Genomic DNA, 22,303 nt, shown 5'->3' with positions numbered 1-22,303 from the left:
ACCGCGCCGCCCACCCGCCGTCGTTGCGTCGACGGCGGGCCGGCCGCGCCCTGAATGAGAAAAACCAATGAGACCCTTCTGGCTGGAACAGGCGCTGAGCGCCGAAAGCGCCGTGAATTGCCCACCGCTGCAAGGCGATACCGAGGCGGATGTGTGCATCGTCGGCGGCGGCTACACCGGGTTGTGGACCGCGATCCAACTCAAGGAACAGAACCCGGGCCTGGACGTGGCGCTGATCGAAGCGGACCTCTGTGGCGCGGGGGCCAGCGGGCGCAACGGCGGTTGCGTGCTGTCCTGGTCGGCCAAGTATTTCACCCTCGAACGGCTGTTCGGCGTCGAGGAGGCGGTGCGGCTGGTCAAGGAGTCGGAGCGCAGCGTCCGCGCCATCGGCGCGTTCTGCGAACGCCACGGGATCGACGCCGAGTACCGTCTCGACGGCACGCTCTACACCGCCACCAGCCGGGCCCAGTGCGGCGCCACCGATGGCGTGATCGCCGCGCTGGAGCGCCAGGGCATCCATTCGTTCGAGAAGCGCCCGCCGGCGGATGTGCAGCGCCTGGCCGGTTCCACCCGGCACCTGGAAGGCTGGTTCTCGCCGATGGCCGCCAGCGTGCAGCCGGGCAAGCTGGTGCGCGGCCTGCGCCGCGTGGCCCTGCAACGGGGCGTGCGGATTTACGAGAACAGCGCGATGACCGGCCTGGAGGAGGGCGTGCCGGCGACGATCCATACGCCCGGCGGACGGATCCGGGCACGGCGGGTGGTGCTGGCGATGAACGCCTGGATGGCCCGGGCCTTTCCGCGTTTCGAGCGCAGCGTGGCGATCGTTTCCAGCGACATGCTGATCACCGCGCCGCGCCCCGAACTGCTCAAGTCGATCGGCCTGACCAGCGGCGTCACCGTGCTCGATTCGCGGATCTTCGTGCATTACTACCGCAACACCCCGGACGGCCGGATCATGCTCGGCAAGGGCGGCAACACCTTCGCCTATGGCGGGCGCATGCTGCCGGTGTTCGACCAACCGTCGCCCTATGCCGACCAGTTACGCCGCAGCCTGGAAGCGTTCTTCCCGGCCTTTGCCGAGGTGCCGGTGGCGGCGACCTGGAACGGGCCGTCGGATCGCTCGGTCACCGGCCTGCCGTTCTTCGGCCAGATGAGCGCCAGCGGCAATGTGTTCTACGGCTTCGGCTACTCCGGAAGCGGCGTCGGCCCGTGCCACATGGGTGGGCAGATCCTCGCTTCGCTGGTGCTGGGCCTGGACAATCCCTGGACCCGTTCGCCACTGGTCAACGGCCCGCTGGGGTACTTCCCGCCGGAGCCGTTTCGCTACCTGGGCTCGCTGCTGGTGCGCAACGCCATCCGTCGCAAAGAGCGGGCCGAGGACCACGGGTGGCGGCCGCGGCACCTGGACGTGCGCCTGGCCCGCCTGGCTGCGGCGGCGGGCAAGGCCGACAAGGGCTGAGGGGCGGGGCAGGTGGTCGCGGATCTGACTTTTTGGTCGATTGGCGGCCTCAGGCCGTATAAACTTGCCCATCGCGTCGGCCACATCCAACTCGACGCCACAGATCAAAGAGAGTGAGTAATGGGCGCACAGTGGAAGGTTAAACACAAAGAAGCGGCAGCCAACGCCAAGGGCAAGATCTTCGGCAAGCTGGTCAAGGAAATCACCATTGCTGCCCGCAACGGCGCCGATGTCGCCACCAACGCGCACCTGCGCCTGGTGGTGGAGCAGGCGAAAAAGGCCTCGATGCCCCGCGAGACCCTGGAGCGCGCGATCAAGAAGGGTTCCGGCCAGCTGGGCGAGACCGTGCAGTACCACCGCGTGACCTATGAAGGTTTCGCCCCGCACCAGGTGCCGCTGATCGTCGAATGCGTGACCGACAACATCAACCGCACCGTCGCGGAAATCCGCGTGGCGTTCCGCAAGGGGCAGCTGGGCGCGTCCGGTTCGGTGTCCTGGGACTTCAACCATGTCGGCATGATCGAAGCCACTGCGGACAGCCCGGATGCCGATCCGGAACTGGCGGCCATCGAAGCCGGGGCCCAGGATTTCGAACCGGCGGAAGAAGAGGGCGCGACCCTGTTCCTGACCGACCCCGCCGACCTCGATGCCGTGCAGAAAGCCCTGCCGGAACAAGGTTTCACTGTGCTCTCGGCCAAGCTCGGCTACCAGCCGAAGAACCCGGTCAGCGGCCTGTCCGACGAGCAGATGGCGGAAGTCGAAGCCTTCCTCGAAGGCCTGGACAACCATGACGACGTACAGGACATGTTCGTCGGCCTGGCGGGCTGAGCCCGACCCTGTGAATCGCGTTGCCTGAGCGATCAGCTCGCTCCCGTAGGAGCGAGCCTGCTCGCGATGCTCTGTTTCAAATGCCCTGCAATACCCCTATCACTTCGGCAAAGCCCGGCCGCGCCAGCACCTGGGGCTGACAACAGTCGCCGACCAGCGCTCGCAGGCGTTCATGCTGCCCTGGGCTCAGGCCCGTCTCGATCCTCTCCAGCAACTCCTCCAGCAGAATGCCGAAGGCCCGCACTTCGATGCGTTGCAGCGCCCGGGTTTCCTCGGTGTCGTCCAGGGCATGGAAGGACGCGGCGCCAAAATCCCCCAGCAGGCAATCGCCTTGCGGGTTCCACAGAATGTTATGGCCGTACAGGTCGCCGTGGGTGATGCCCTGGCGATGCAGGTGCGCGCCCACCGAGGCGATGCCCCGGGCCAGGCGCAAGGCCGCGTCGGCACTGAAACGGGTGGTTTCTTCGTAGATGTCCCGGGTGCATGAGGCCAGGCTCGGCAGGGCCGCGAGGTTGCGGTAGCTCGGGTCGATCAGTTGCATCACCAGGCCGTTCTGCCCTGCGGGATGGGCGCCGATCCGGCCTTCGACGCGAATCAGGTTCGGGTGCAGGCCGGCGCTGATGCAGGCGTTCATTTCATGCAGCGGCGAGCCGTCGCTGGTCATTTCGCCCTTGTACAGCTTGACCGCCACGGCCACCGGCGCGTGTCCGGGGCGCTGCCACAGGGCCCGGTGAATCACCCCGGAGGCGCCTTCGCCCAGGCGTTCCTGCAGCTGCAGCTCGGCCCAGGGGATGCTCGCCACCGACTCCAGCGCCGCGGCGTCTGCCTCGGACTCCAGCGGGTTGCCAGCGTAGGCCAGCCAGGTCAGGCGCGGCAGTGCCAGCAGGAACGGCGGCAGGCTGCCCAGGCGGTTGGCGGCGATGCGGATCAGCTCCAGCCGATGGCACTGGCCGAGGCTGTGCGGCAGCCGGGCCAGGCGGTTGCCGGCGAGCATCAGTTTTTGCAGGTGCGGGCGCTGGCCCAGTTCCTCGGGCAACTCCTCGATGCGGTTGTCGGTGAGGATCAGCCAGCGCAGCAGCGGCGGCAGGGCGGCGGCGGGCACCCGCTCGATGCGGTTGGCCTTGAAGCCGATCATGCTCAGCCGGGCGCACTGGCCGAGACAGGCGGGCAGCTCGGTGAAGCGGTTGTCGGAACAGAACAGCACGCGCAGGTGGGGCAGGCGGTGCAGATCGTCCGGCAGGCTGCTCAGGGCGTTGCCGCTGAGGTTGAGGACTTCCAGCGAGTCCGCCAGGTCGAAGATTTCCCGGGGAAACTCCGTCAGCCCGCAAGACAGGTCCAGACGCTTGAGCCCGGCCAGTTGGCCGGCCCGCAGTTGGGCAAGGGTATCCATGAACAGGTTCGACACTCGGGCAAGGTGGGGGCGCTGGGCCCTGGAAATGCTCGCCATGATAGCGGCCGGCAGTGGCCGGTGGCGACCGCCGGCTCAGGTGGGCGTGGTAGCCGCGGCGATTTCCTGCAACTGGCCCAGGCGGCTGCGGGTACGCGCCAGGTCGATGGCGTTGCCGCCCAGGCTGTCGCGCAAGGGCTGCGTGCCGATCAGGGTGAGGTGTTTGTCCTGGTCGTACAGCACGTCGATCAGATTGATGAAGCGCTGCTGGACGGCGATCGGACAGTCGTCCAGGGACGGCAGCCCATCGAGGATCCAGGTGTCGAAACGGCGGCTCAGTTCCAGGTAGTCCATGACCGCGGTGGGCTGTTCGCACAGGTCGCTGAAGGCAAAGCCGACGGTGCGCTGCTCGCACAACCGCGCCTGGAGCTGGCGCGCGCCGACCATTAGCGCCACGCTCGGGCCGTCGCCTTGTGGCAGGCGCAAGGCCTGGCGCTGCTGCTCGTCGCCGGGCCACAGGTAGCGTCCCTGGGTGAACAGCTGCTGCGAATGCTGGCGGGGCTGGCTGCGGTAGTCGTGGGGGCCGCCGACTTCCATCACCTGCATCCGGCTGCCGATCAGGTCGATCACCGGCTTGAAGCGCGCGTGATAAAGCGGGTTGGGCAGCAGGCCCTGGGGCGGGTAGTTGGAGGTCACCAGCAGCAGGATGCCGCGCTGGAACAGGGCCTGGAACAACCGCGTGATCAGCATCGCGTCGCCGATATCGTGGACGTGGAACTCGTCGAAACACAGCACGCGGCACTGGCTGAGCAGTTCGTCGAGGGTGGTTTCCAGGGCGTCGGGCTGCTCGCGATGGCGGAACATGCCCTGGTGCAGCTGGGCGAAGAAGTCATGGAAGTGCAGGCGCTGCTTGTCGGCCAGGGGCAGGGCGCGGAAAAAACCGTCCAGCAGCCAGCTTTTGCCGCGTCCCACCGCACCGTAGAGATACAAGCCACGACGGGCATGGGCGCTGGCGCCTGCCTGGAGCAGGGCGTCGGCCTGCCCGGCCATGTAGTCGATCACCCGCTGCTGGCTGTGACTGAGGGTGTAACCCTGGTCATGCGCCTGATGCCGGAAATAGTCGTGAATCACGGTGCCGTGGCCGTGGCCGGCGGCGGGCCGGCTGAACGCCCTGGCGAACCAGGCGCGCAGCCTGGGCCAGCGCGATGGGCGCGGCGAGCGGTTTGGCGGTAAAGCGGCCAATGGTGTTACCCCGATGGTTCCAGGCCTGCTCCCCTCCTGGAACCGGCGCGGTAATTTAACCAATCCCCGGCCTGGCATCCAGCGCTGTCTGGAGGGGCGACTTTCTATACGAAAAGCTCTGGCCTATACAGTTTTTTGCCCGTCGAGCCGTGTGCCGCAATGGTGCGATCAGCCTTGAGGGGGTGATTTCAGGCGAGGCAAGTTCCCCGCGTCGCTGGCGCTTTTTCCGCTGCTGGCTAACCTGAGCTGTACCTATCGCTCCTCAAAAGGACTGAGGCATTGAATGGCAAGCTGGTTTTCGCAGGCATGGGCATTGTGCTCGGCGCGACTGCATGGGCCGCGGAGTTCCAGGTGGAGGTCCGGGTCAACGTGCAGCGCGGCTGCCAGTTGGTGGGGCAGGAGCGCGGCGCCGGCGTCGAGCAGCTGGGCGTGCTGGATTTCGGCAGCGGCCCGCGCCTCGACGGCCCCGAGGGAGCCCTTGGCGCGGCGCTGCCCGCGACCCGTCGGCCCCGGCTCGAATGCAACCCGGATACCCCTTATCAAATGCGTGTCGACGGCGGACAGCACGGCGGCGTCGGTGAAGTGCGCTACCTGGCCGGTACGGCCGAGCACAGCAAGCCCATTGCGTATCGGCTGTACCAGGACGCCGCCCGGCGTATCCCGCTGCCGGTCGACGTGCCGGTGAGCGGCCGGGTGCCGAGCTCGGGCTCGGTGGACCTGCCGCTGTATGGGCGGATCGAGCCGCTGGCGGAGATTCCGCGGGTCAGCCGCTATTCCGATTTGCTGAAAGTGACGGTCACCTGGTAGGTGGCCCGGCGAGAGCTGCCCGGCGGATCCGGGCGGCACAGGGAGGTCGCCACGCGTGGCGGCCAGGGTGAGAGGCCTGATGGACCTGGGATGGCGGCGATGATAATCACGAACCGGGCGCTGGTGGCCCTGGGCTGCTTGCTGGTGTTGGCGGGCAATGCGCAGGCGGCGATCAGCGGCCAGATCCATGCCCGGCTGACCATCATCGCCGGCTGCGAGGTGACCAACGGCGCGACGGCTTCGCCCCAGAGCCCGGCCAGCGACTTCGGCCTGCTGGATTTCGGCCAGCAGGGGCCAACCTGGAACAATCCCCTGAGCGCCAATATCAGCGGTGCCGGCAAGGGTCGCCTGGAAGTCGCCTGCAACCCTTCGGTGACCGGTTTCACCGTGACCATCGACGGCGGCCTCAATGGCGACGGCACGACACGACGCCTGAGCAACGGTCGCCAGACCATCGCCTATCGGCTGTTCCTCGATGCGTCCGGCAGCGATAGCTACAGCATCGGCCAACAACACAATTTCGCCGTTACCAGCGCAGCCCAGATACCGATCCCGGTATTCGGCTCGGTGGTCGCGAATACCAGCGCGCTGCCGGCAGGGGTCTACACCGACACCCTGACGGTCACGCTGGATTGGTAAACCCACAGAGGATGAATCTCATGCACGCGCTTGTCTCCCGGATCGCCCTGTCACTGCTTGGCCTGGCCCTGGCCGCCAGTGCGCAGGCCGCCACGACGGTCACCGGACAGATCACTTCCAGCCTGATTCTCACCAGCAGCTGCCAGGTCAACGGCGTGGGCGGCAGCAGTGGCCTGAACTTCGGTACGCTGAACTTCGGCACCACCGACAGCCTGTTCACCCAGGCCTCGGCGCAGGTGCTCGGTGGCGGCGGCGGGGCGTTGTCGATCCTCTGTTCCAGCGGCACCAGCCCGACGGTGAAAGTACGTGCGGGCGCCCATGACGGCCAGTCCGCCGGCGGGGGCCGGGCCCTGGCCGACGGCAGCGGCAACTTCGTGCCCTACGACCTGTACACCGACTCCGGCCATTCGCAGCTCCTGGCCATCGACGGGGTCATCAACCTGTCCGCCAGCACCGGCGTGGCGCAGACCGTGAATATCTACGGCAAGGCGGTGGGCAAGGCTGGCCTGCCGGCGGGGACCTACACCGACACCGTTGCCGTCGAGCTGACGTTCTGAGGCCATGGCCCGGCATGCCTGCGCGGCGCTGGTGCTGCTGGGGGCCGGCAGCCTGCCGCTGCCGTTGGCGGCGGTGACCAGCCAGAGCTTCCAGGTCAGCGCCACGGTGGTCGCCGGGTGCCTGGTGGTGGGCGGGGTGAGCAATTACGGCAACCTGAATTTCGGCAGCCAGTCGGCGTTGTCCACCAGCACGCTGCAGGTCGCGCTCACGGCGGGCGTGCAGCTGCAATGCACGCCGGGGGTGACGCTGAACATGAGCGTCGACGGTGGCCAGTACAACAGCAGCGGGCGGCACATGCAGCTCAATGGCGGTAGCGCGCGAGTGGCCTACCAGCTGTTTCGCGATGCGGCGTTCAGCCAGAGCCTGGGCATTGGCCAGAGCGTGGCGGTGGCCTACAGCGACGCGAACAACATCAGCCTGCCGATCTATGGCCAGGTGCAGTTGCCAGGCAACCAGCCTGGGGGGACGTACAGCGACGTGCTGCAAGTGCAGCTGTCGTGGTGAGGGAGCAAGACCATGAGGAGCAGCAGTATGTATTCGACGTTCCGGCGGTTGCAGGGGGTGTGTGGTGCCGTGTCGACCCTGGCGTTGCTGTGGGTGGCCCAGGCCGGCGCTGCCAGTTCGGTGCTGATCTGGCCGATCGACCCGGTGCTGGAGGCCGACCAGCAGGCCAGCGCGCTGTGGCTGGAAAACCGCGGCACGGAAACCGCCAACCTGCAGGTGCGGGTGTTCGCCTGGAGCCAGAGCGGCTTCGAAGACCAGTACCAGAACCAGCGCGATGTGATCGGCAGCCCGCCGGTGGCGAAGATCGCCCCGGGGCAGAAGCAACTGGTACGCCTGACCCGCACCCGCGACATTCCCCCGGGCCAGGAACTGGCCTACCGGATCATCATCGATGAAATCCCCTCGGCGCAGCCGGCAACCGCCGAGGGCGATGGCAAGACGGCCGCGGCGATCCGTTTCCAGATGCGTTACTCGGTGCCGCTGTTCGCCTATGGCGCCGGGCTCTGGAGCAAGGAGGACAGCACCCGCCAGCGCGACCCGAAAAGCGCCGGCGTGCCCCAGCTGAGCTGGCGCAAGGTGGCGGTGGACGGGCGCAACTATGTCGAGGTGCGCAACCAGGGCGCGGTGCATGCGCGCCTGACCGACGTGGCGTTCAAGCAGGCCGGGCAGACCCGGCCCGTGGTGGAAGGCCTGCTCGGCTATGTGTTGCCCGGGGCGAGCATGCGCTGGCCGTTGCCCGCCGCGCCGACGGCAGATGCGGCGCTGCAGGTGCGGATCAATGGCGCGCCGCAGGTGCAGGACATTGCGCCGGCCCGCTGACGCCGCCCGTGATGGCGGCGTTCGCAGCGGGCCGTCGATGCGCACGGTGGGCTGAGCGTTACGGGGGAGCCCTTGCAGGTCATGGATGAAAGGTGTCCACGATGGACGTAACGCCGCCATGAGCCTTGGCGCGGCGCGCGGTGCGCGGCGTCCCGGGTGGGTGGTCAATGGACTCTGCTGCTGGGTATTCGCCAGCGGCAGCCTGGCTGGGGAGTTACCACCCCCGCCCAGCGGCATGGATGCGGTCAGCGATGCGCAGCTCTTCCTGGAACTGGTGGTCAATCAGATGAATACCGGGCAGGTGATCGCCGTCGAGCAGCGTGCCGGGCGCCTGTTCGTCCCGGCCCAGGCCCTGCGGGACAGCGGCATGACGCTGCCCGCAATGCCGCTTGCCGAAGGCCCCGATGCGCAAGTCGCCCTCGACCGCCTGCCGGGGCTGCACAGCGACTACGACAGCCAGGGCCAGCGCCTGTTGCTGGAGGTGCCGCCGGGCTGGTTGCCGGAGCAACGGATCGGCAATCGCCAGGCCTATCCGCGAACGCCGGCGCTGAGCAGTTTCGGCGCCTTGCTCAATTACGATCTGTACCTCAACGACACCGACGATGCCGGCACTTACCTGGCCGCCTGGAACGAAGTGCGGCTGTTCGACAGCTGGGGCACGCTGTCCACTACCGGCCAGTACCGGCGCACGTTTTCCGGGCTGGACGGGGGCGCGCTGAACAATGGCTACCGGCGCTACGACAGTACCTGGCGCTATTCGGACGACGAGCGCCTGCTGACCTACGAGGCCGGCGACCTGGTCAGCGGGGCCCTGCCCTGGAGCAACTCGGTGCGCCTGGGCGGTGTGCAGCTGTCGCGGGATTTTGCCGTGCGCCCGGACCTGGTGACCTATCCCTTGCCGCAGTTCGCCGGGGAGGCGGCGGTGCCGTCGTCGGTGGACCTGTTCATCAACGGCTACAAGTCCAGCAGCAGCGACCTGCAGCCGGGGCCCTACACCCTGACCAACATTCCGTTCATCAACGGCGCCGGCGAAGCGGTGGTGGTGACCACCGATGCCCTGGGGCGCCAGGTGTCCACCACGGTGCCGTTCTATGTCACCAGCAGCCTGCTGCAAAAGGGCCTGAGCGATTTCTCGGTGTCGGCCGGGACCCTGCGCCGCGACTACACGCTGAAGGATTTCAGCTACGGCCCGGGCGTCGCCTCCGGCAGCCTGCGCTATGGCCTGAGCGACAGCCTGACCCTGGAGAGCCATGTCGAGGCGGCCGAGTCCCTGAGCCTGGGCGGGGTAGGCGGCAATCTGCGCCTGGGCAATTTCGGCGTGCTCAACAGCGCGCTCAGCCAGAGCCGTTTCGACGGCCAGGGCGGGCAGCAGGTCAGCCTCGGCTACCAGTACAGCAGCCAGCGTTACAGCCTGTCCTACCAGCGCATGCAGCGTCGCGACGGCTATGCCGACCTGACGGTGGTGGACAGCCCCTACGCCAGCCTCAGCCAGCGCAGCGAGCAGGTGACCCTGAGCCTCAACCTGGAACGCTACGGCAGCCTCGGCGCCGGCTATTTCGATGTACGCGCCGCGGACGCTTCGCGCACCCGCCTGCTCAACCTGACCTGGAGCAAGCCGCTGTGGCGCAGCAGCAGTTTCTACCTTTCGGCCAACCGCGAGATCGGCGACAGCAACTGGGCGGTCCAGGCGCAACTGGTGGTGCCTTTCGACCTCCACGGCAGCCTCAGCCTCAGCAGCGAGCGCAGCAAGGACGGACAACGCCAGCAGCGGGTCAACTACAGCCGCGCGGTGCCCAGCGAGGGCGGCGTCGGTTTCAACCTGGGGTATGCCCAGGGCGATGCGCCGACCTACCGGCAGGCCGACCTGACCTGGCGCTTGCAGTCGGTGCAGTTGCAGGCCGGGGTCTACGGTTCTAGCGAGGCCGAAACCCGCTGGGCCGACGCCAGCGGCTCGTTGGTGTGGATGGACCGCCAGGTGTTCGCCGCCAACCGGATCGACGATGCCTTCGTGGTGGTCAGCACCGACGGCTACCGGGACATCCCGGTGCGTTATGAGAACCAGCTGGTGGGCCAGACCGACAAGAACGGCCACCTGCTGGTGCCCTGGAGCAGCGCCTATTACCGCGGCAAGTACGAGATCGACCCGCTGAACCTGCCGGCCAACGTGCGCAGCCCGCAGGTCGAGCAACGGGTCGCGGTGCGTCGCGGCAGTGGCTATCTGGTGGAGTTCCCGCTGACCCGGGTGGTCGCCGCCAGCGTGATCCTGGTGGATGCCCGGCAGCAGGAGCTGCCGCTGGGCTCGCGGGTGACCCACGAGCAGAGCGCGAGCCAGGCCGTGGTGGGGTGGGATGGCCTGGTGTATCTGGAGAACCTCTCGCCGAGCAATACGCTGCGGGTCGAGCTGGCCGACGGCAGCAGCTGCCGGGCGAGCTTTACCCTGGCGCCCGAGCAGGAGCAGGTGCCGCTGATCGGGCCGCTGGTGTGCCAGTGAGGATTCATCAATACAAACGGGAGGCGACGCACATGGACAGGTTGCGCGGGCATCGGAGCAGGAGGAGGTGGTCGCTGGCCGTATTGCTGGCGCTGTGGTTGCTGATAGGCGCCAATCGCGCCTGGGCCCTGTGTTCGGTGGTCAGCACCTCGCCGGCGGGCTTCGGCACCCTCAGTTCGATCCTGGTGCGCACCACCTCGCAGCCCGCTTCCACGACCAACGCCGGCCTGGCCTGCACCGGCTCGTTGCTGAGCCTGCTGGCCAGCAACGACCACTTCTACGCCACCATCACCTCTTCGCAGAGCGGGCTGCTGGGGCCCACCGGCGATGTCATCGGCTATACGATCTACGCCAACAACAGCACCAGCTACCCCATCACCCGCGGCGTGCAGTTCGACTTTGCGCGCAACTCCATCGTCGACGCCCTGGGGCTGCTGGGCAGCCCGACCGTGGCCAAGGCCATCCCGCTCTACCTGGGCAGCATCACCGGCAGCAACGTGGCTGCCGGGGTCTATAGCGAAACCCTGAGTATCGCCTGGAGCTGGAACTACTGTGCCGGGATCGGTGCGCTGGGCGCCTGCCTGGGACGCGATATCGGCAGCGGCGTCGCCAGCCTGACGGTCAACCTGACGGTGGCCAACGACTGCGTGATCACCGCGCCCAACATCAATTTCGGCAGCGCGCCGGTGGTCAGCGCCTTCGCCACGGTCAGCGGGCAGACCATCAACCTGGCCTGCACCAAGGGCAGCGCCTACACCGTGGGCCTGGGTGACGGGCAGCAGGCGCTCGGCGTCGGCGGGCGACGGCGGATGGTCTCGGGGGGCAACTACCTGGCCTACGACATCTTCAAGAGCGCCGGCACCACTCGCTGGGGCAGCGTCGGCGCCGCGCGGCGGGCCAGCTCCGACGCCGAGGTCAACCCGGGCAACGGCCTGGGCACCGGCAGCCAGGTGTTCAACTACAACGCCAGGATCTACACCGACCAGGCCACCCCGCCGGCGGGCACCTACACCGACAATGTGGTGCTGGACGTGGGTTTCTAGAGCACGACGGTCGCGGCAGGCCAAGCACTCAGAACGTCCGGGTGTCCTGCAAGCGTTGCGCCACCGGCGAGCTGGCCGGGCCGACCATGGCGTAGTTGTAGCCGCTGTCGGACCAGTATCGGGCCTGCAGTTCGCCGTCGCTGCGGCTGCCCCGGGGCAGCAGGTAATTCTTCGGTCCCGGTGGACGGATGTAGAAGCTGATCTTGTGCCCGTTGCGGTCGGCGTACAGCACCATCGCCGCCGGCCCCTGATCGGTGCTGAGCAGGCGCCCGCTGACGGCCTGGAACCCGGCGTCGCGCAGGTCCGGCAGGCGTTCGGCGCGCTCGAAGTAACGGTCGAGCCAGGCCTGCATGGCCGCGTTGCCCTGGACCTCGAGGTCGGCCGGCAGGATGCCTTGCTCGGCGAACAGGCGATAAGCCTGCAGGGCATCGGTCATCGGCAGCTGGCTGCCGGCCAGGGTCATCTCCCGCGCCTGCCAGCCGCTCAGGCCACCGAGGCCGAGGGCGAGCAGCAACAGCGCGACGCTGGCCAGCTGGCGCCGCGACTGGCGCTTGAGGCGCTGGCGGATCAATGCCGGGTCCAGCTCGGGGTTGGCCGGTTGCCGCAGGGCGCCGCCGAGGGCCGCGCGCAACTGCTGGGCGTCCTGTTGCCAGGCCTGGACCTGGGCGGCGAGCTGCGGATGGCTGCTCAGGTAGGTTTCCAGCAGGCGCCGGTCGCTCTCGTTGAGCTGATGATCGACATAGGCATGCAGGTCGCGTTCGCTGGGGGGCAGGCTGATCATTTGAGTATCCGCAGAGAAGGGCTGGTGATTTCGCCGTCGCTGAGCTGGCGCAGGGCCTGGCGCGCCCGCGACAGGCGCGACATCACGGTGCCGGTGGGCACGTTAAGGATGGTTGCGACTTGCTGGTAGCTCAGCCCCTCCACCGAGACCCAGAGCAGCAACGCGCGCTGCTCGTCCGGCAAGCGGTCGAAGGCTTCCAGGGTCGACTGCGCAATCACGCTGCGCTCCACCGACGGCTGGGCGTCGTCGCGCCCGCCAAAGAATTCCAGCATGCGCGCATAGCGCCGCGAGCGGCGATGGGTGTCGAGAAACTGTCGGTAGAGAATGGCGAACAGCCAGGCGCGCAGGTCGCCCTCGGGACGCTTGGCGCTCCAGCTCGACAGGGCGCGCTCCAGGCAGGCCTGCACCAGGTCGTCGGCGCTGCTCGGCTGGCGGCTCAGGGACAGGGCGAAGCGCCGCAGGCGGGGGATGATGTCACGCAGCTGGTCGTCGATGTCGTTCATGGGGTCCTGCGGCTCGCTGGCATTCACTCGGGTTGCATGAGGCGCTCGTCAAAGCGCGCTTGCCACAGCCAGACGCCTGGCAACGCAGGTTATTCCCCGGTGCGGAAAATAAATACCGGGCCCGGGAATAAAACCTGTCGAGGCACGTCTGACAGGTCCTTTGCACCTGTGGCCCACGGCCCTGGAGAGACTCATGGTAGATCGTCCGTCACCGCCCGAGCGGCCCCCCTTGAACACCGCCCGCCTGGGCCTGCGCCTGGGCGGCATCGCCCTGGTCGCCGCCGCGCTGGCCGGCGCCATGGCTTATGTGCAGGGCCGCTTCGATCCGCAGCGGCTGACCCCCAAGGCCCTGGTGGATGTGCTGGAGAAAAACAACGGCGTGCACCCGGGGTTCCGCCGCAACCATGCCAAGGGCGTGTGCGTGGCCGGGTATTTCGAGAGCAGCGGCGAGGCCCGCGCGTATTCCAGCGCCCAGGTGTTCAGCGAGGCGCGGACCCCGGTGGTCGGGCGTTTCGCCTTGCCGGCCGGCAACCCCTACGCGCCGGACGGCAGCGTGCCGATCCGCAGCCTGGCGCTGCGCTTCACCCAGGCCAACGGCCAGCAGTGGCGCACCGGGATGAACAGCATGCCGGTCTTCCCGGTGGGCACCCCCGAGGCGTTTTATCAATTGCAGCAGGCCAGCTCGCCGGACCCGGCCACCGGCAAGCCGAACCCGGCCAGCGTGCCGGCCTTCTTCGCCGCGCATCCGGAAGCCATGCCGTTCCTGCAATGGATCAAGGTCGCCAAGCCTTCGGCCAGCTATGCCACGGAAACCTACAACGGCATCAACGCCTTCTACCTGGTGAATGCGGCCGGGCAACGCCAGGCGGTGCGCTGGGGCGTGGTGCCGCTGGTCCAGGACGCGCCGGGCGCGGTGGCGCCGCCAGGCAACGACTTTCTCGACCAGGACCTGGTGCAGCGCCTGGCCGCGGGCCCGCTGCGCTGGCGCTTGAACCTCACCCTGGCCAACCCCGGAGATCCCACCGACGACGCCAGCAAGGCCTGGCCGAGCGAGCGCAAGGTGCTGAATGCCGGGACCCTGGTGCTGGAACGCAGCCAGCCGCAGGACGACGGCGAATGCCGCGACATCAACTATGACCCGCTGGTCTTGCCGAGCGGCATTGCCGCTTCCGACGACCCGCTGCTGGCGGCCCGTTCGGCGGCCTATGCCAATTCCTACCTGCGTCGCACCAGTGAAGTCGATCAATTGCCCGGCACCGCCCAGGAGGCTCGCCCATGAGCGCCCAACCGAACCACTTCGCGCCGCTGGCGCGCCTGCTGCACTGGCTGATGGCGCTGCTGATCCTGGCCATGCTGTTTATCGGCGCGGGCATGGCGGCCTCGGTGTCCGAACGTCACGAATGGCTGCTGCACCTGCACAAGCCACTGGGCATCGCTATCTTGCTGCTGGCGGTGGTGCGCCTGTTCGTGCGCTTTTCCACCCGTCAACCGCCCTTGCCGGCGGACCTGCCGGCCTGGCAGGCGCTGGCGGCCAAGGTTTCGCATGGCTTGCTGTATGCACTGATGCTGATCCTGCCGCTGCTGGGCTGGGCGATGATCTCGGCGGCGGGCGATCCGGTGATGCTGTCCAGCTCGCTGCAATTGCCAGCGATCCTGCCCGCCAATGCCTCGTTGTTCGCCCTGTTGCGCAAGGCCCATGGCTTTCTCGCCTACCTGCTGTTCCTGACCGTGCTGTTGCATCTGGCGGCGGCGCTGTTCCATGGTTGGGTGCGCCGCGACGGGGTGTTGCAGAGCATGCTGCGCGGCAGGCATTGAGAGGCGTGGCGGCTCACCCCGCGTGCACCGGGGATGTGCGCGGGGGCAGGCTCCATAACCAGTAGAGCAGCGCCACGCCGTTGATCGCCGCGCCCAGCAGGCACACTCCGGTCCAGCCGGTCCGGGCGTAGAGGGCGGTGGCGCCGATCGAGCCGCTGGCGCTGCCGATCGAATAGAACAGCATGTAGCCCGCGGCCAGGCGGCTCTGGGCCTCGGGGCGGGTGGCGTAGATCAGGCTCTGGCTGGTGACATGCACCGCTTGCAGGCCCAGGTCGAAGACGATCACCCCCAGCAGCAACGCCCAGAGCGACGACTGGGTATAGGCGATCGGCCACCAGGCAACCAGCATCAGGCAGAGGGCCAGGCCGCTGGTCCACTGGCCCAGGCCACGGTCGGCCAGCCGTCCGGCACGTGCCGCGCCCAGGGCGCCGGCGGCACCGGCAAGGCCGAACAGGCCGATCTCGGTGTGCGACAGCGACAGCGGCGGGGCGCTCAGGGGCAGTACCAGGGGCGTCCACAGCACGGTGCCGGCGGCGAAGATCAGCATCGCCAGCACCGCGCGGTCGCGCAGTACTTTTTCTTCGCGAAACAGGCCGAACAGCGAGCGGATCAACCGGCCGTAGCTGTGCCGGGTGGCCGGTTGTTCGACCTTGGGCAGCACCCGCCACAACGACAGCGCCATGAGCAGGGTCAGCCCGGCCGACAGCCAGTAGACCGAGCGCCAACCGGCCAGGTCGGCCATGGTTCCCGACACCGTGCGCGCCAGCAGGATGCCGAGCACGATGCCGCTGGTCACACTGCCGACCACCCGGCCGCGCAGGCCGGGCGCGGCCAGGTTCGCGGCATAGGCCACCAGCACCTGGGTGACCACCGCCAGCAGCCCGGTCAGGGCCATGCCCAGCAGCAGCCAGGTGCTGTCCGTCGCGAGCGCCACCATCAGCAGCGCACCGACCGACAAGCCCGTCTGGCCGACGATCAGGCGCCGGCGGTTCAACAGGTCGCCCAGGGGAACCAGGAACAGCAGGCCGAGGCCGTAGCCGACCTGGGTCAGGCTGATCACCAGGCCGATGGTCGCCGGCGACATGGCCAGGCTATGGGCCATGGCATCGAGCAGGGGCTGGGCGTAATAGACGTTGCCCACCGCCAGCCCGCAGGCCATGGCGAAGAGCAGCACCACCGGCGCCGAGAGAGGGGCGGTCGGCAAGGGGGCAAGGGCTGAGGTCATGGCGGCTCCGAATTCTGGTTGCTTTATGAAACCAGTTGTACGGTAGTGACGCTGGTTTTATATTGCAACCACTTTTCCGTCGCGAGTCAGTCCCCATGGTCAAACGTACAAGCCTGGAAGGCGCCGAATGCCCGGTGGCCCGCTCCCTGGACGCCATCGGCGACTGGTGGTCGCTGCTGATCGTCCGCGATGCCTTCGATGGCATCCGTCGCTTCAGCGAATTCCAGCGCAATCTGGGAATGGCCAAGAACATCCTCGCTGCGCGCCTGCGGACCCTGGTGGCGCACGGCATCTTCGAGGTCGTGCCGGCCTCCGACGGCAGTGCCTATCAGGAATATGTGCTGACGGAGAAGGGCAACGGCCTGTTCAACCTGATCATCGGCCTGCGGCAGTGGGGCGAGCGGTATTTCTATGAGGCGGGGGAGACGCATTCGCTGATGGTCGACCGCCAGCAGGGGCAGCCGGTGCGGCCGCTGGAACTGCGCTCGGCGGACGGGCGCCTGCTCGGGCCTGAGGATTGCCGGCGGGTGCCGGTGCCATAGCCGCTGGCTGCGGGTGCTCCCGCAGCCAGCGCAGGGTGGTCAGCGCAGCACGCCGACCATGTCGGCCACGGTGCTGAGGACATCCTTGCCCAACTGCATCGAACGCTTGCCGGACCAGCCGGTGAGCGGGTTGGGATTGTCGTCGTGGTCCTTGAACGGCATTTCCAGGGTCAGCGCCAGGCAGTCGAACTTCTCGCCGACGGCGTTGCAGGCCAGGGTCATGTTGGCTTCGCCGGGTTTGTCCCGGGTGTAGCCGTGGGTGGTCTGGAAGTCCCGGGTCTTGTGCTTCAGGTGGCTGCGGAAATGTTCCTCGAGCTTGGCCAGGCGCGGCGTGTAGCCCGGGTTGCCTTCGCAACCGGCGGTAAATACGTGGGGGATTTCCTCGTCGCCGTGCACGTCGAGGAACAGGTCGACGCCGTATCGCTCCATCTGCTGATGGACGAACAGCACCTCGGGGCTGAGCTCCTGGCTGGCGTTCTGCCAGGCACGGTTGAGGTCCTGGCCCATGGCGTTGGTGCGCAGGTGGCCGTGGAAGGCGCCGTCGGGGTTCATGTTCGGCACCAGGTACAGGTCGGCGCTGGCCAGCAGGCGGTTCAGCTCGGCATCGTCGTGGTGCTGCAGGCGTTCGATCACCCCCTCCATGAACCATTCGGCCATGTGCTCCCCGGGATGCTGCTGGGCGATGATCCACACCTTGCGCCGGCCTTCGCCGCCGCTGCCTTTGCGCAACAGCTGGATATCCCGGCCCTCGACGCTCTTGCCGGTGGCCAGCAGCTCGGTGCCGGCCTTGTTCAGGGCCTGCTCGATCAGCCAGTCATGGCGGCCGCGGCTGTAGGGCTCGAAGTAGGCGAACCAGGCGTGGGTCTGGGTGGCTTCCAGGCAGAAGCGCAGGCTATCGCCTTCGAAAATCGTCGGCACGCGGAACCAGTTGACGTGATCGTAGGACGCCACCGCCTGGTAACCGGCCCAGGCCTTGTTGTACGAGGATTTGCTGGCGTTGCTCAGGCGGAACCAGTGTTCCTGGCCGACATGCAGGCCGCTGGCCTTGAAGTGGAACCACTGGAAATGCGCGCTGCGCGTGTCGGGCTTGATGGCCAGCATGACTTGCGAGGGGTTGCTGGCATCCAGTACTTCGATGTTGCCGCTGTCGAAATTGGCAGAGATCTGAAACGAGCTTTGGGCCACGGTCATAGTCCTTCCTGAATATGATTTTTATGGCCGTTACTGTAGCAAGGCGAGGGAGTGGCAGGGGGGCAATTTCAGCGAGGGAAGGGGGGCGTCGTCCTTGACGCAAAAGCAGCTTAGAAGCTATGCGATTGATTCTCAAGCGCTGTTTTAGGATTTGCCAGCCGTTGCGGTGGGCGTCGGCTTGCAATGAGGCATTCTTTTGCTATCATCGCCGCCCATCAAGCGGTACCCGACTTCATTAGCCTGAAGCCAAGCCAGAAAAACTGGCAGAAAAAAAAGACCCGGCAAAAAGCCGGGTCAAAAACCGTGATTAGCCTGATGAGGAGATAATCCAGGAGTCCGACCTAAGGTCTCTTGGGTTATCGACTGATCTCGCGATCAGTTGCTTGCAATAATAATCATTATCATTTGCAAGTCAAATGTTTTTCTTCGCCCGATAGAAAAAATTTCCTTTCTCTTTCGCTTGCCGGATCCAGCGGCGGGCCGAGTCGTGCCCAGCCCTGTCGCGCTCATTCCTGGCGATGGCTGTCGAGCGAACGATCCACCAGCGCCTTGGCCATATCGATCATGTGCACCACGGAAAACGCCAGGTCCCGCCGGGTGCCGCGCAGGTGGTCGGCTGCCTCGTAGGCGCTCGCCGCGGCGCAGCGCAGCAGGTCGGAGGCGTGGATCATGGCTTCCTCGCTGCTGATGCTGTGCCGGACTTCGAAGAACTTCTCGTCGGCCAGCGATTCTGAAACAGCCGGTTTCAAGTAATAGTCCATGGCTCGGCGGGCGGCTTCGCTGTCCTTGAGGGCGTTGAAGTCGACGTCGGTTTCCAGTTCCGGAGCGTCTTTGCTGATGCTGTTCATGAGCGGTTCCATCCTTTGACGTGGAATTGAGAGGGTCTGGAAAGGGTAATACTTAATGTATTTGTGACTAGGTTTCAAATACTACAACTTGTGTGTTGAGGGCCGAAATACACAACGTATTGTTCCGGCCATGGACAAATGGATCGAGTTGGTTAAATCCAACATGAAGGACCGCAAGGTCACCCAAGAAAAGCTCGCGGAACGCCTGGGCATGTCCCAGGGCGGCATCGGTCACTGGCTGAGTAAAAGACGCCAGCCGAAGATCGAAGACATGAACCGTGTGCTCGAGGAAATCGGCCTGGGTTTCCTTGAAGTCGCCCTGGTGATTCGCGAGAAACCGCAGGTGGATGACGAGGGCCAGCCGCTGCTGGACGAGCCGTCCCTGGCGCACAAATACAACCCGTATTTCCGCTACCCGGTCAGCGACTGGCGGGGCGTTGGCGAGGTTCGCGAGGCTGGCGGCACGGGGTATGCCGGGGAGCGTTACGAGCTGTCCGACTACCAGGCGCAGGGCTCGGCGTTCTGGCTGGTCGTGGTGGGCGACGCGATGATCGCTCCCAGTGGCCTGAGCATCGCCCAGGACATGCTGATCCTGGTGGATCCGGCGGTGGAAGCGGTGCCCGGCAAGCTGGTGATCGTGCAATGCCCGGGCAGTACCGAGGCGATCTTCCGCAAGCTGGTGGAAGAGGGCGGGCAACGTTATCTGATGCCGCTTAATCCGACTTACCCGAAAGCTCTTTACAGTGATGACTGTCGGATTATTGGTGTAGTGGTGCAGGCTACCGCGAAATTCTGACGTAAAAATACGACCGTTCCCGCAAAGCTGCGGGAACGATCTTTGGCCTCAAGAGCTTATTCGAGCTCTACCAGGGCACTTCCCTCACTGACCATCTCGCCTTCCTGGCAATGCAGCGCCTTGACCACCCCGGCTTGTGGTGCACGGATGCTGTGTTCCATCTTCATGGCCTCCAGCACCACCAGTTGCGCCCCGGCCTCGACGCTCTGCCCGGCCTGTACCAGGACCCGCACGATACTGCCGTTCATGGGCGCGGTCAGGCCGCCTTGATGGCTGTGGCTGGCCTCGACCGCGGCGATCGGGTCGTAGGGCGTGACGCGACGCATCTCGCCCTGCCACTGCAGATACAGCGAGTCGCCCTGGCGAATTGCCCGGTGCTGCTGGCGCAGCCCCTGGTGGTCGATGGACAGCCGTTCTCCGTCCAGGCGCATAGCGCCGTTGCTCGTATCCAGCTTGAGCGCCCGGTCCTGCCCCTCGCACTCCAGGTGCAGCACGGTTTCCCGCGGCAGGCCGAGGCGCAACCCGCTGGCTTCGGCCCAGGGGGAGTGGCGGTCGTCGGCGCGCGGCTGCTTCGGCTGGCCCTGGGCGAACGCCTGGGCGGCGGCCTGCCAGAACTCGTCGCCCAGGGCGCTGGCCGGCGGTAGTAGTTGGTCCTGATAACGCGGGATAAAACCGGTATCCAGCTCGGCGGCGGCGAAGGCCGGATGAGCGATGATGCGCCGCAGGAACGCCAGGTTGGTCTTCAATCCACCGATGGCGAACTCGTCGAGCATGCCCAGCAGGCGCAAGCGCGCCTGTTCGCGGTTCTCGCCCCAGGCAATCAGCTTGCCGAGCATCGGGTCGTAGAACGGCGACACGCTGTCGCCTTCCGCGACGCCACTGTCCACCCGTCGGCCCGGCCCCGGCGCCGATTCGCAGTACAGCTCCAGGCGCCCGGTCGCCGGCAGGAAGTCGTTGCCCGGATCTTCGGCATACAGCCGCACTTCGATCGCATGGCCGTTGAGCGGCACCTGGTCCTGGGTGAGAGGCAACGCTTCGCCCTGGGCCACGCGGATCTGCCAGGCCACCAGGTCCAGCCCGGTAATGGCTTCGGTCACCGGGTGTTCCACCTGCAGGCGGGTATTCATTTCCATGAAGAAGAATTCGCCGCGGGCATCGAGCAGGAATTCCACGGTGCCGGCGCCGACGTAGCCGATGGCCTGGGCCGCGCGCACCGCGGCTTCGCCCATGGCCTTGCGCTGTTCGACGCTCAGGCCCGGGGCCGGGGCTTCCTCGACGACTTTCTGGTGGCGACGCTGGATCGAGCAGTCGCGTTCGTTGAGGTACAGGCAGTTGCCGTGCCGGTCGGCGAACACCTGGATTTCCACGTGACGCGGCTTGAGCACGTATTTCTCCACCAGCATCCGCGCGTCGCCAAAGGACGACTGCGCTTCACGCTGGGCCGAGGCCAGGGCTTCGGCCAGCTGGCTGACGTCTTCCACCACTTTCATGCCCTTGCCGCCGCCCCCGGCGGTGGCCTTGAGCAGCACCGGGTAGCCGATGCGTTCGGCAGCGAGGCGGAAGGTTTCCAGATCCTGGGCTTCGCCGTGGTAACCCGGGACCAGGGGCACGCCAGCGGTTTCCATCAGGGCCTTGGCGGCCGACTTGCTGCCCATGGCGTCGATGGCCGAAGCCGGCGGGCCGAGGAAGATCAGGCCGGCGGCCTCGATGGCGCGGGCAAAACCGGCGTTTTCCGAGAGGAAGCCGTAGCCCGGGTGGATCGCCTGGGCGCCGCTGGCCTTGGCGGCGGCGATCAGTTTGTCGATCTGCAGGTAGCTGTCGGCGGCCTTGCTGCCGCCCAGGTCGACCCGCAAGTCGGCTTCGCGGCTGTGCCGGGCATCACGGTCGGTGGCGCTGTGCACAGCCACGGTGGTCAGGCCCAGGGCCTTGGCGGTGCGCATCACGCGGCAGGCGATCTCGCCGCGGTTGGCCACCAGCAGGGTGGTCAGGACAGGGGCGCTCATCAACGCGACTCCTTGGTGGTCGGGGCAGGCTGCCAGCTCGGCGGGCGTTTTTGCAGGAAGGCGCGCAGGCCTTCCTGGCCCTCGGGGCTGACACGAATCCGGGCAATGGCGTTTTCGCAGTAGCGGCGCAGGGCAGGGGTCAGGGCACCGTTGCCGACTTCACGCAGCAGGTCCTTGCTGGCGCGCATGGCGCAGGGGCTGTTGAGCAGCAGGTTGTCGATCCACAACGCCACCTGTGGCTCCAGCTCGGCCGCCGGGTAGCTTTCCGACAGCAGGCCGATTTCCCGGGCGCGCTGGCCGCTGAAGCGTTCGGCGGTCAGGGCGTAGCGGCGCGCCGCGCGTTCGCCGATGGCCTGCACCACGAACGGGCTGATCACCGCCGGAGCCAGGCCAATGCGCACTTCCGAGAGGCAGAACTGCGCATCGTCGGCGCCGATCGCCATGTCGCAACAGCTGATCAGGCCCAGGGCGCCGCCGAAGGCCGCACCTTGCACCACCGCCAGGGTCGGGATCTTCAGCTTGGCCAGGTTGTACATCAGCTCGGCCAGCTCACGGGCATCGTCGAGGTTGGTGTGGTAGTCGAGTTCCGCCGACTGCTGCATCCAGGCCAGGTCGGCGCCGGCGCTGAAGTGCCGGCCACGGCCGCGCAGCAGCAAAAAGCGCAGGCTCGGATCGCTTTGCACCTGGTCCAGGGCGAGGATCAGTTCACGGATCATTTCCGCGTTGAAGGCGTTGTTCTTGTCCTCGCGGCTGAGCCACAGGGTGGCGAAACCACGAGGGTCCTTCAGCAGTTCCAGGGTGTTGAAGTCGTTCATGTCAGTC

Annotated in this window: 22 protein-coding genes; 13 read left to right on the top strand and 9 right to left on the bottom strand. The window is 66.8% G+C overall.

Annotated features, from left to right (window positions below; genetic code table 11):
• Positions 1 to 67 precede the first annotated feature (67 nt).
• Together TO66_RS20535 and TO66_RS20530 are read left to right on the top strand one after the other, a co-directional pair.
• Positions 68 to 1,459, top strand: coding sequence for an FAD-dependent oxidoreductase (locus tag TO66_RS20535; protein WP_044463988.1), 1,392 nt, complete (start codon positions 68 to 70; stop codon positions 1,457 to 1,459).
• Between the two features lie 120 nt (positions 1,460 to 1,579).
• Positions 1,580 to 2,287, top strand: coding sequence for a YebC/PmpR family DNA-binding transcriptional regulator (locus TO66_RS20530; RefSeq protein ID WP_044463987.1), 708 nt, complete (start codon positions 1,580 to 1,582; stop codon positions 2,285 to 2,287).
• Positions 2,288 to 2,363: 76 nt separating this feature from the next.
• On the opposite strand, the gene TO66_RS20525 is transcribed toward TO66_RS20530, so the two are convergent.
• On the bottom strand, positions 2,364 to 3,677 hold the full coding sequence (locus TO66_RS20525; RefSeq protein ID WP_044463986.1) for a leucine-rich repeat-containing protein kinase family protein: 1,314 nt from the start codon (positions 3,675 to 3,677) through the stop codon (positions 2,364 to 2,366).
• Between the two features lie 93 nt (positions 3,678 to 3,770).
• Positions 3,771 to 4,916 carry a cell division protein ZapE gene (gene zapE / locus TO66_RS20520; RefSeq protein ID WP_044463985.1) on the bottom strand — a complete coding sequence of 382 codons (1,146 nt, stop codon included), beginning with the start codon at positions 4,914 to 4,916 and terminating at the stop codon, positions 3,771 to 3,773.
• Between the two features lie 306 nt (positions 4,917 to 5,222).
• Here zapE and TO66_RS20515 point away from each other — a divergent pair, with 306 nt between their 5' ends.
• From TO66_RS20515 to TO66_RS20485, 7 genes are all read left to right on the top strand, one after another.
• The gene (locus TO66_RS20515) at positions 5,223 to 5,723 is read left to right on the top strand and encodes a spore coat U domain-containing protein (RefSeq protein WP_409077197.1); all 501 of its coding nucleotides are present in this window, start codon (positions 5,223 to 5,225) and stop codon (positions 5,721 to 5,723) included.
• A 99-nt stretch (positions 5,724 to 5,822) separates the two neighbouring features.
• Positions 5,823 to 6,362, top strand: a complete 540-nt coding sequence (locus tag TO66_RS20510; RefSeq protein ID WP_044466111.1) for a spore coat U domain-containing protein — start codon at positions 5,823 to 5,825, stop codon at positions 6,360 to 6,362.
• Positions 6,363 to 6,382: 20 nt separating this feature from the next.
• Complete coding sequence (locus TO66_RS20505) at positions 6,383 to 6,919, top strand: spore coat U domain-containing protein (protein WP_044463983.1); 537 nt, start codon at positions 6,383 to 6,385, stop codon at positions 6,917 to 6,919.
• Between the two features lie 4 nt (positions 6,920 to 6,923).
• Entirely contained in the window at positions 6,924 to 7,424 is a 501-nt protein-coding gene (locus tag TO66_RS20500) for a spore coat U domain-containing protein (protein ID WP_044463982.1), read from the top strand.
• A gap of 27 nt (positions 7,425 to 7,451) precedes the next feature.
• Positions 7,452 to 8,243 (top strand): molecular chaperone, encoded by a 792-nt coding sequence (locus TO66_RS20495; RefSeq protein WP_044463981.1) that lies wholly within the window; start codon positions 7,452 to 7,454, stop codon positions 8,241 to 8,243.
• 118 nt (positions 8,244 to 8,361) lie between these two features.
• Complete coding sequence (locus tag TO66_RS20490; protein WP_044463980.1) at positions 8,362 to 10,734, top strand: fimbria/pilus outer membrane usher protein; 2,373 nt, start codon at positions 8,362 to 8,364, stop codon at positions 10,732 to 10,734.
• A 32-nt stretch (positions 10,735 to 10,766) separates the two neighbouring features.
• Entirely contained in the window at positions 10,767 to 11,777 is a 1,011-nt protein-coding gene (locus TO66_RS20485; RefSeq protein ID WP_044463979.1) for a spore coat U domain-containing protein, read from the top strand.
• 28 nt (positions 11,778 to 11,805) lie between these two features.
• Here the strand turns inward: TO66_RS20485 and TO66_RS20480 are convergent, their stop codons facing one another.
• Positions 11,806 to 12,558 carry an anti-sigma factor gene (locus TO66_RS20480; RefSeq protein ID WP_044463978.1) on the bottom strand — a complete coding sequence of 251 codons (753 nt, stop codon included), beginning with the start codon at positions 12,556 to 12,558 and terminating at the stop codon, positions 11,806 to 11,808.
• Positions 12,555 to 13,061, bottom strand: coding sequence for a sigma-70 family RNA polymerase sigma factor (locus TO66_RS20475; protein WP_044466110.1), 507 nt, complete (start codon positions 13,059 to 13,061; stop codon positions 12,555 to 12,557). Before TO66_RS20475 ends, TO66_RS20480 begins: the two co-directional genes overlap by 4 nt.
• Before the next feature lie 193 nt (positions 13,062 to 13,254).
• Here TO66_RS20475 and TO66_RS20470 point away from each other — a divergent pair, with 193 nt between their 5' ends.
• A complete protein-coding gene (locus TO66_RS20470; protein WP_044463977.1) occupies positions 13,255 to 14,340 on the top strand; it encodes a catalase family peroxidase in 1,086 nt (361 codons plus the stop codon).
• Positions 14,337 to 14,876: a cytochrome b gene (locus TO66_RS20465; RefSeq protein WP_044463976.1), complete on the top strand. Its 540-nt coding sequence runs from the start codon at positions 14,337 to 14,339 to the stop codon at positions 14,874 to 14,876. Before TO66_RS20470 ends, TO66_RS20465 begins: the two co-directional genes overlap by 4 nt.
• Before the next feature lie 13 nt (positions 14,877 to 14,889).
• Here TO66_RS20465 and TO66_RS20460 read toward each other — a convergent pair whose 3' ends face one another.
• Positions 14,890 to 16,101 (bottom strand): MFS transporter, encoded by a 1,212-nt coding sequence (locus TO66_RS20460; RefSeq protein WP_044463975.1) that lies wholly within the window; start codon positions 16,099 to 16,101, stop codon positions 14,890 to 14,892.
• Between the two features lie 95 nt (positions 16,102 to 16,196).
• Between TO66_RS20460 and TO66_RS20455 the strand changes: the two genes are divergently transcribed.
• The gene (locus TO66_RS20455; protein ID WP_044463974.1) at positions 16,197 to 16,643 is read left to right on the top strand and encodes a helix-turn-helix domain-containing protein; all 447 of its coding nucleotides are present in this window, start codon (positions 16,197 to 16,199) and stop codon (positions 16,641 to 16,643) included.
• A gap of 39 nt (positions 16,644 to 16,682) precedes the next feature.
• Here TO66_RS20455 and TO66_RS20450 read toward each other — a convergent pair whose 3' ends face one another.
• Both TO66_RS20450 and TO66_RS20445 read right to left on the bottom strand, forming a co-directional pair.
• Positions 16,683 to 17,834: a M14-type cytosolic carboxypeptidase gene (locus TO66_RS20450; protein ID WP_044463973.1), complete on the bottom strand. Its 1,152-nt coding sequence runs from the start codon at positions 17,832 to 17,834 to the stop codon at positions 16,683 to 16,685.
• 506 nt (positions 17,835 to 18,340) lie between these two features.
• Positions 18,341 to 18,682, bottom strand: a complete 342-nt coding sequence (locus TO66_RS20445; RefSeq protein ID WP_044463972.1) for a DUF6124 family protein — start codon at positions 18,680 to 18,682, stop codon at positions 18,341 to 18,343.
• A gap of 130 nt (positions 18,683 to 18,812) precedes the next feature.
• On the opposite strand from TO66_RS20445, the gene TO66_RS20440 reads away from it, so the two are divergent.
• A complete protein-coding gene (locus tag TO66_RS20440) occupies positions 18,813 to 19,478 on the top strand; it encodes a LexA family transcriptional regulator (protein WP_044463971.1) in 666 nt (221 codons plus the stop codon).
• A 56-nt stretch (positions 19,479 to 19,534) separates the two neighbouring features.
• Here the strand turns inward: TO66_RS20440 and TO66_RS20435 are convergent, their stop codons facing one another.
• Both TO66_RS20435 and TO66_RS20430 read right to left on the bottom strand, forming a co-directional pair.
• A complete protein-coding gene (locus TO66_RS20435; RefSeq protein ID WP_044463970.1) occupies positions 19,535 to 21,481 on the bottom strand; it encodes an acetyl/propionyl/methylcrotonyl-CoA carboxylase subunit alpha in 1,947 nt (648 codons plus the stop codon).
• Positions 21,481 to 22,296, bottom strand: coding sequence for a gamma-carboxygeranoyl-CoA hydratase (locus TO66_RS20430; RefSeq protein ID WP_044463969.1), 816 nt, complete (start codon positions 22,294 to 22,296; stop codon positions 21,481 to 21,483). Before TO66_RS20430 ends, TO66_RS20435 begins: the two co-directional genes overlap by 1 nt.
• Between the last annotated feature and the right edge of the window lie 7 nt (positions 22,297 to 22,303).

It is taken from the genome of Pseudomonas sp. MRSN 12121 (genome assembly GCF_000931465.1).
Lineage (GTDB): Bacteria > Pseudomonadota > Gammaproteobacteria > Pseudomonadales > Pseudomonadaceae > Aquipseudomonas.
The sequence above is the reverse complement of the archived record's forward strand: the minus strand, read 5'-3'. Positions and strand labels throughout refer to the sequence as shown.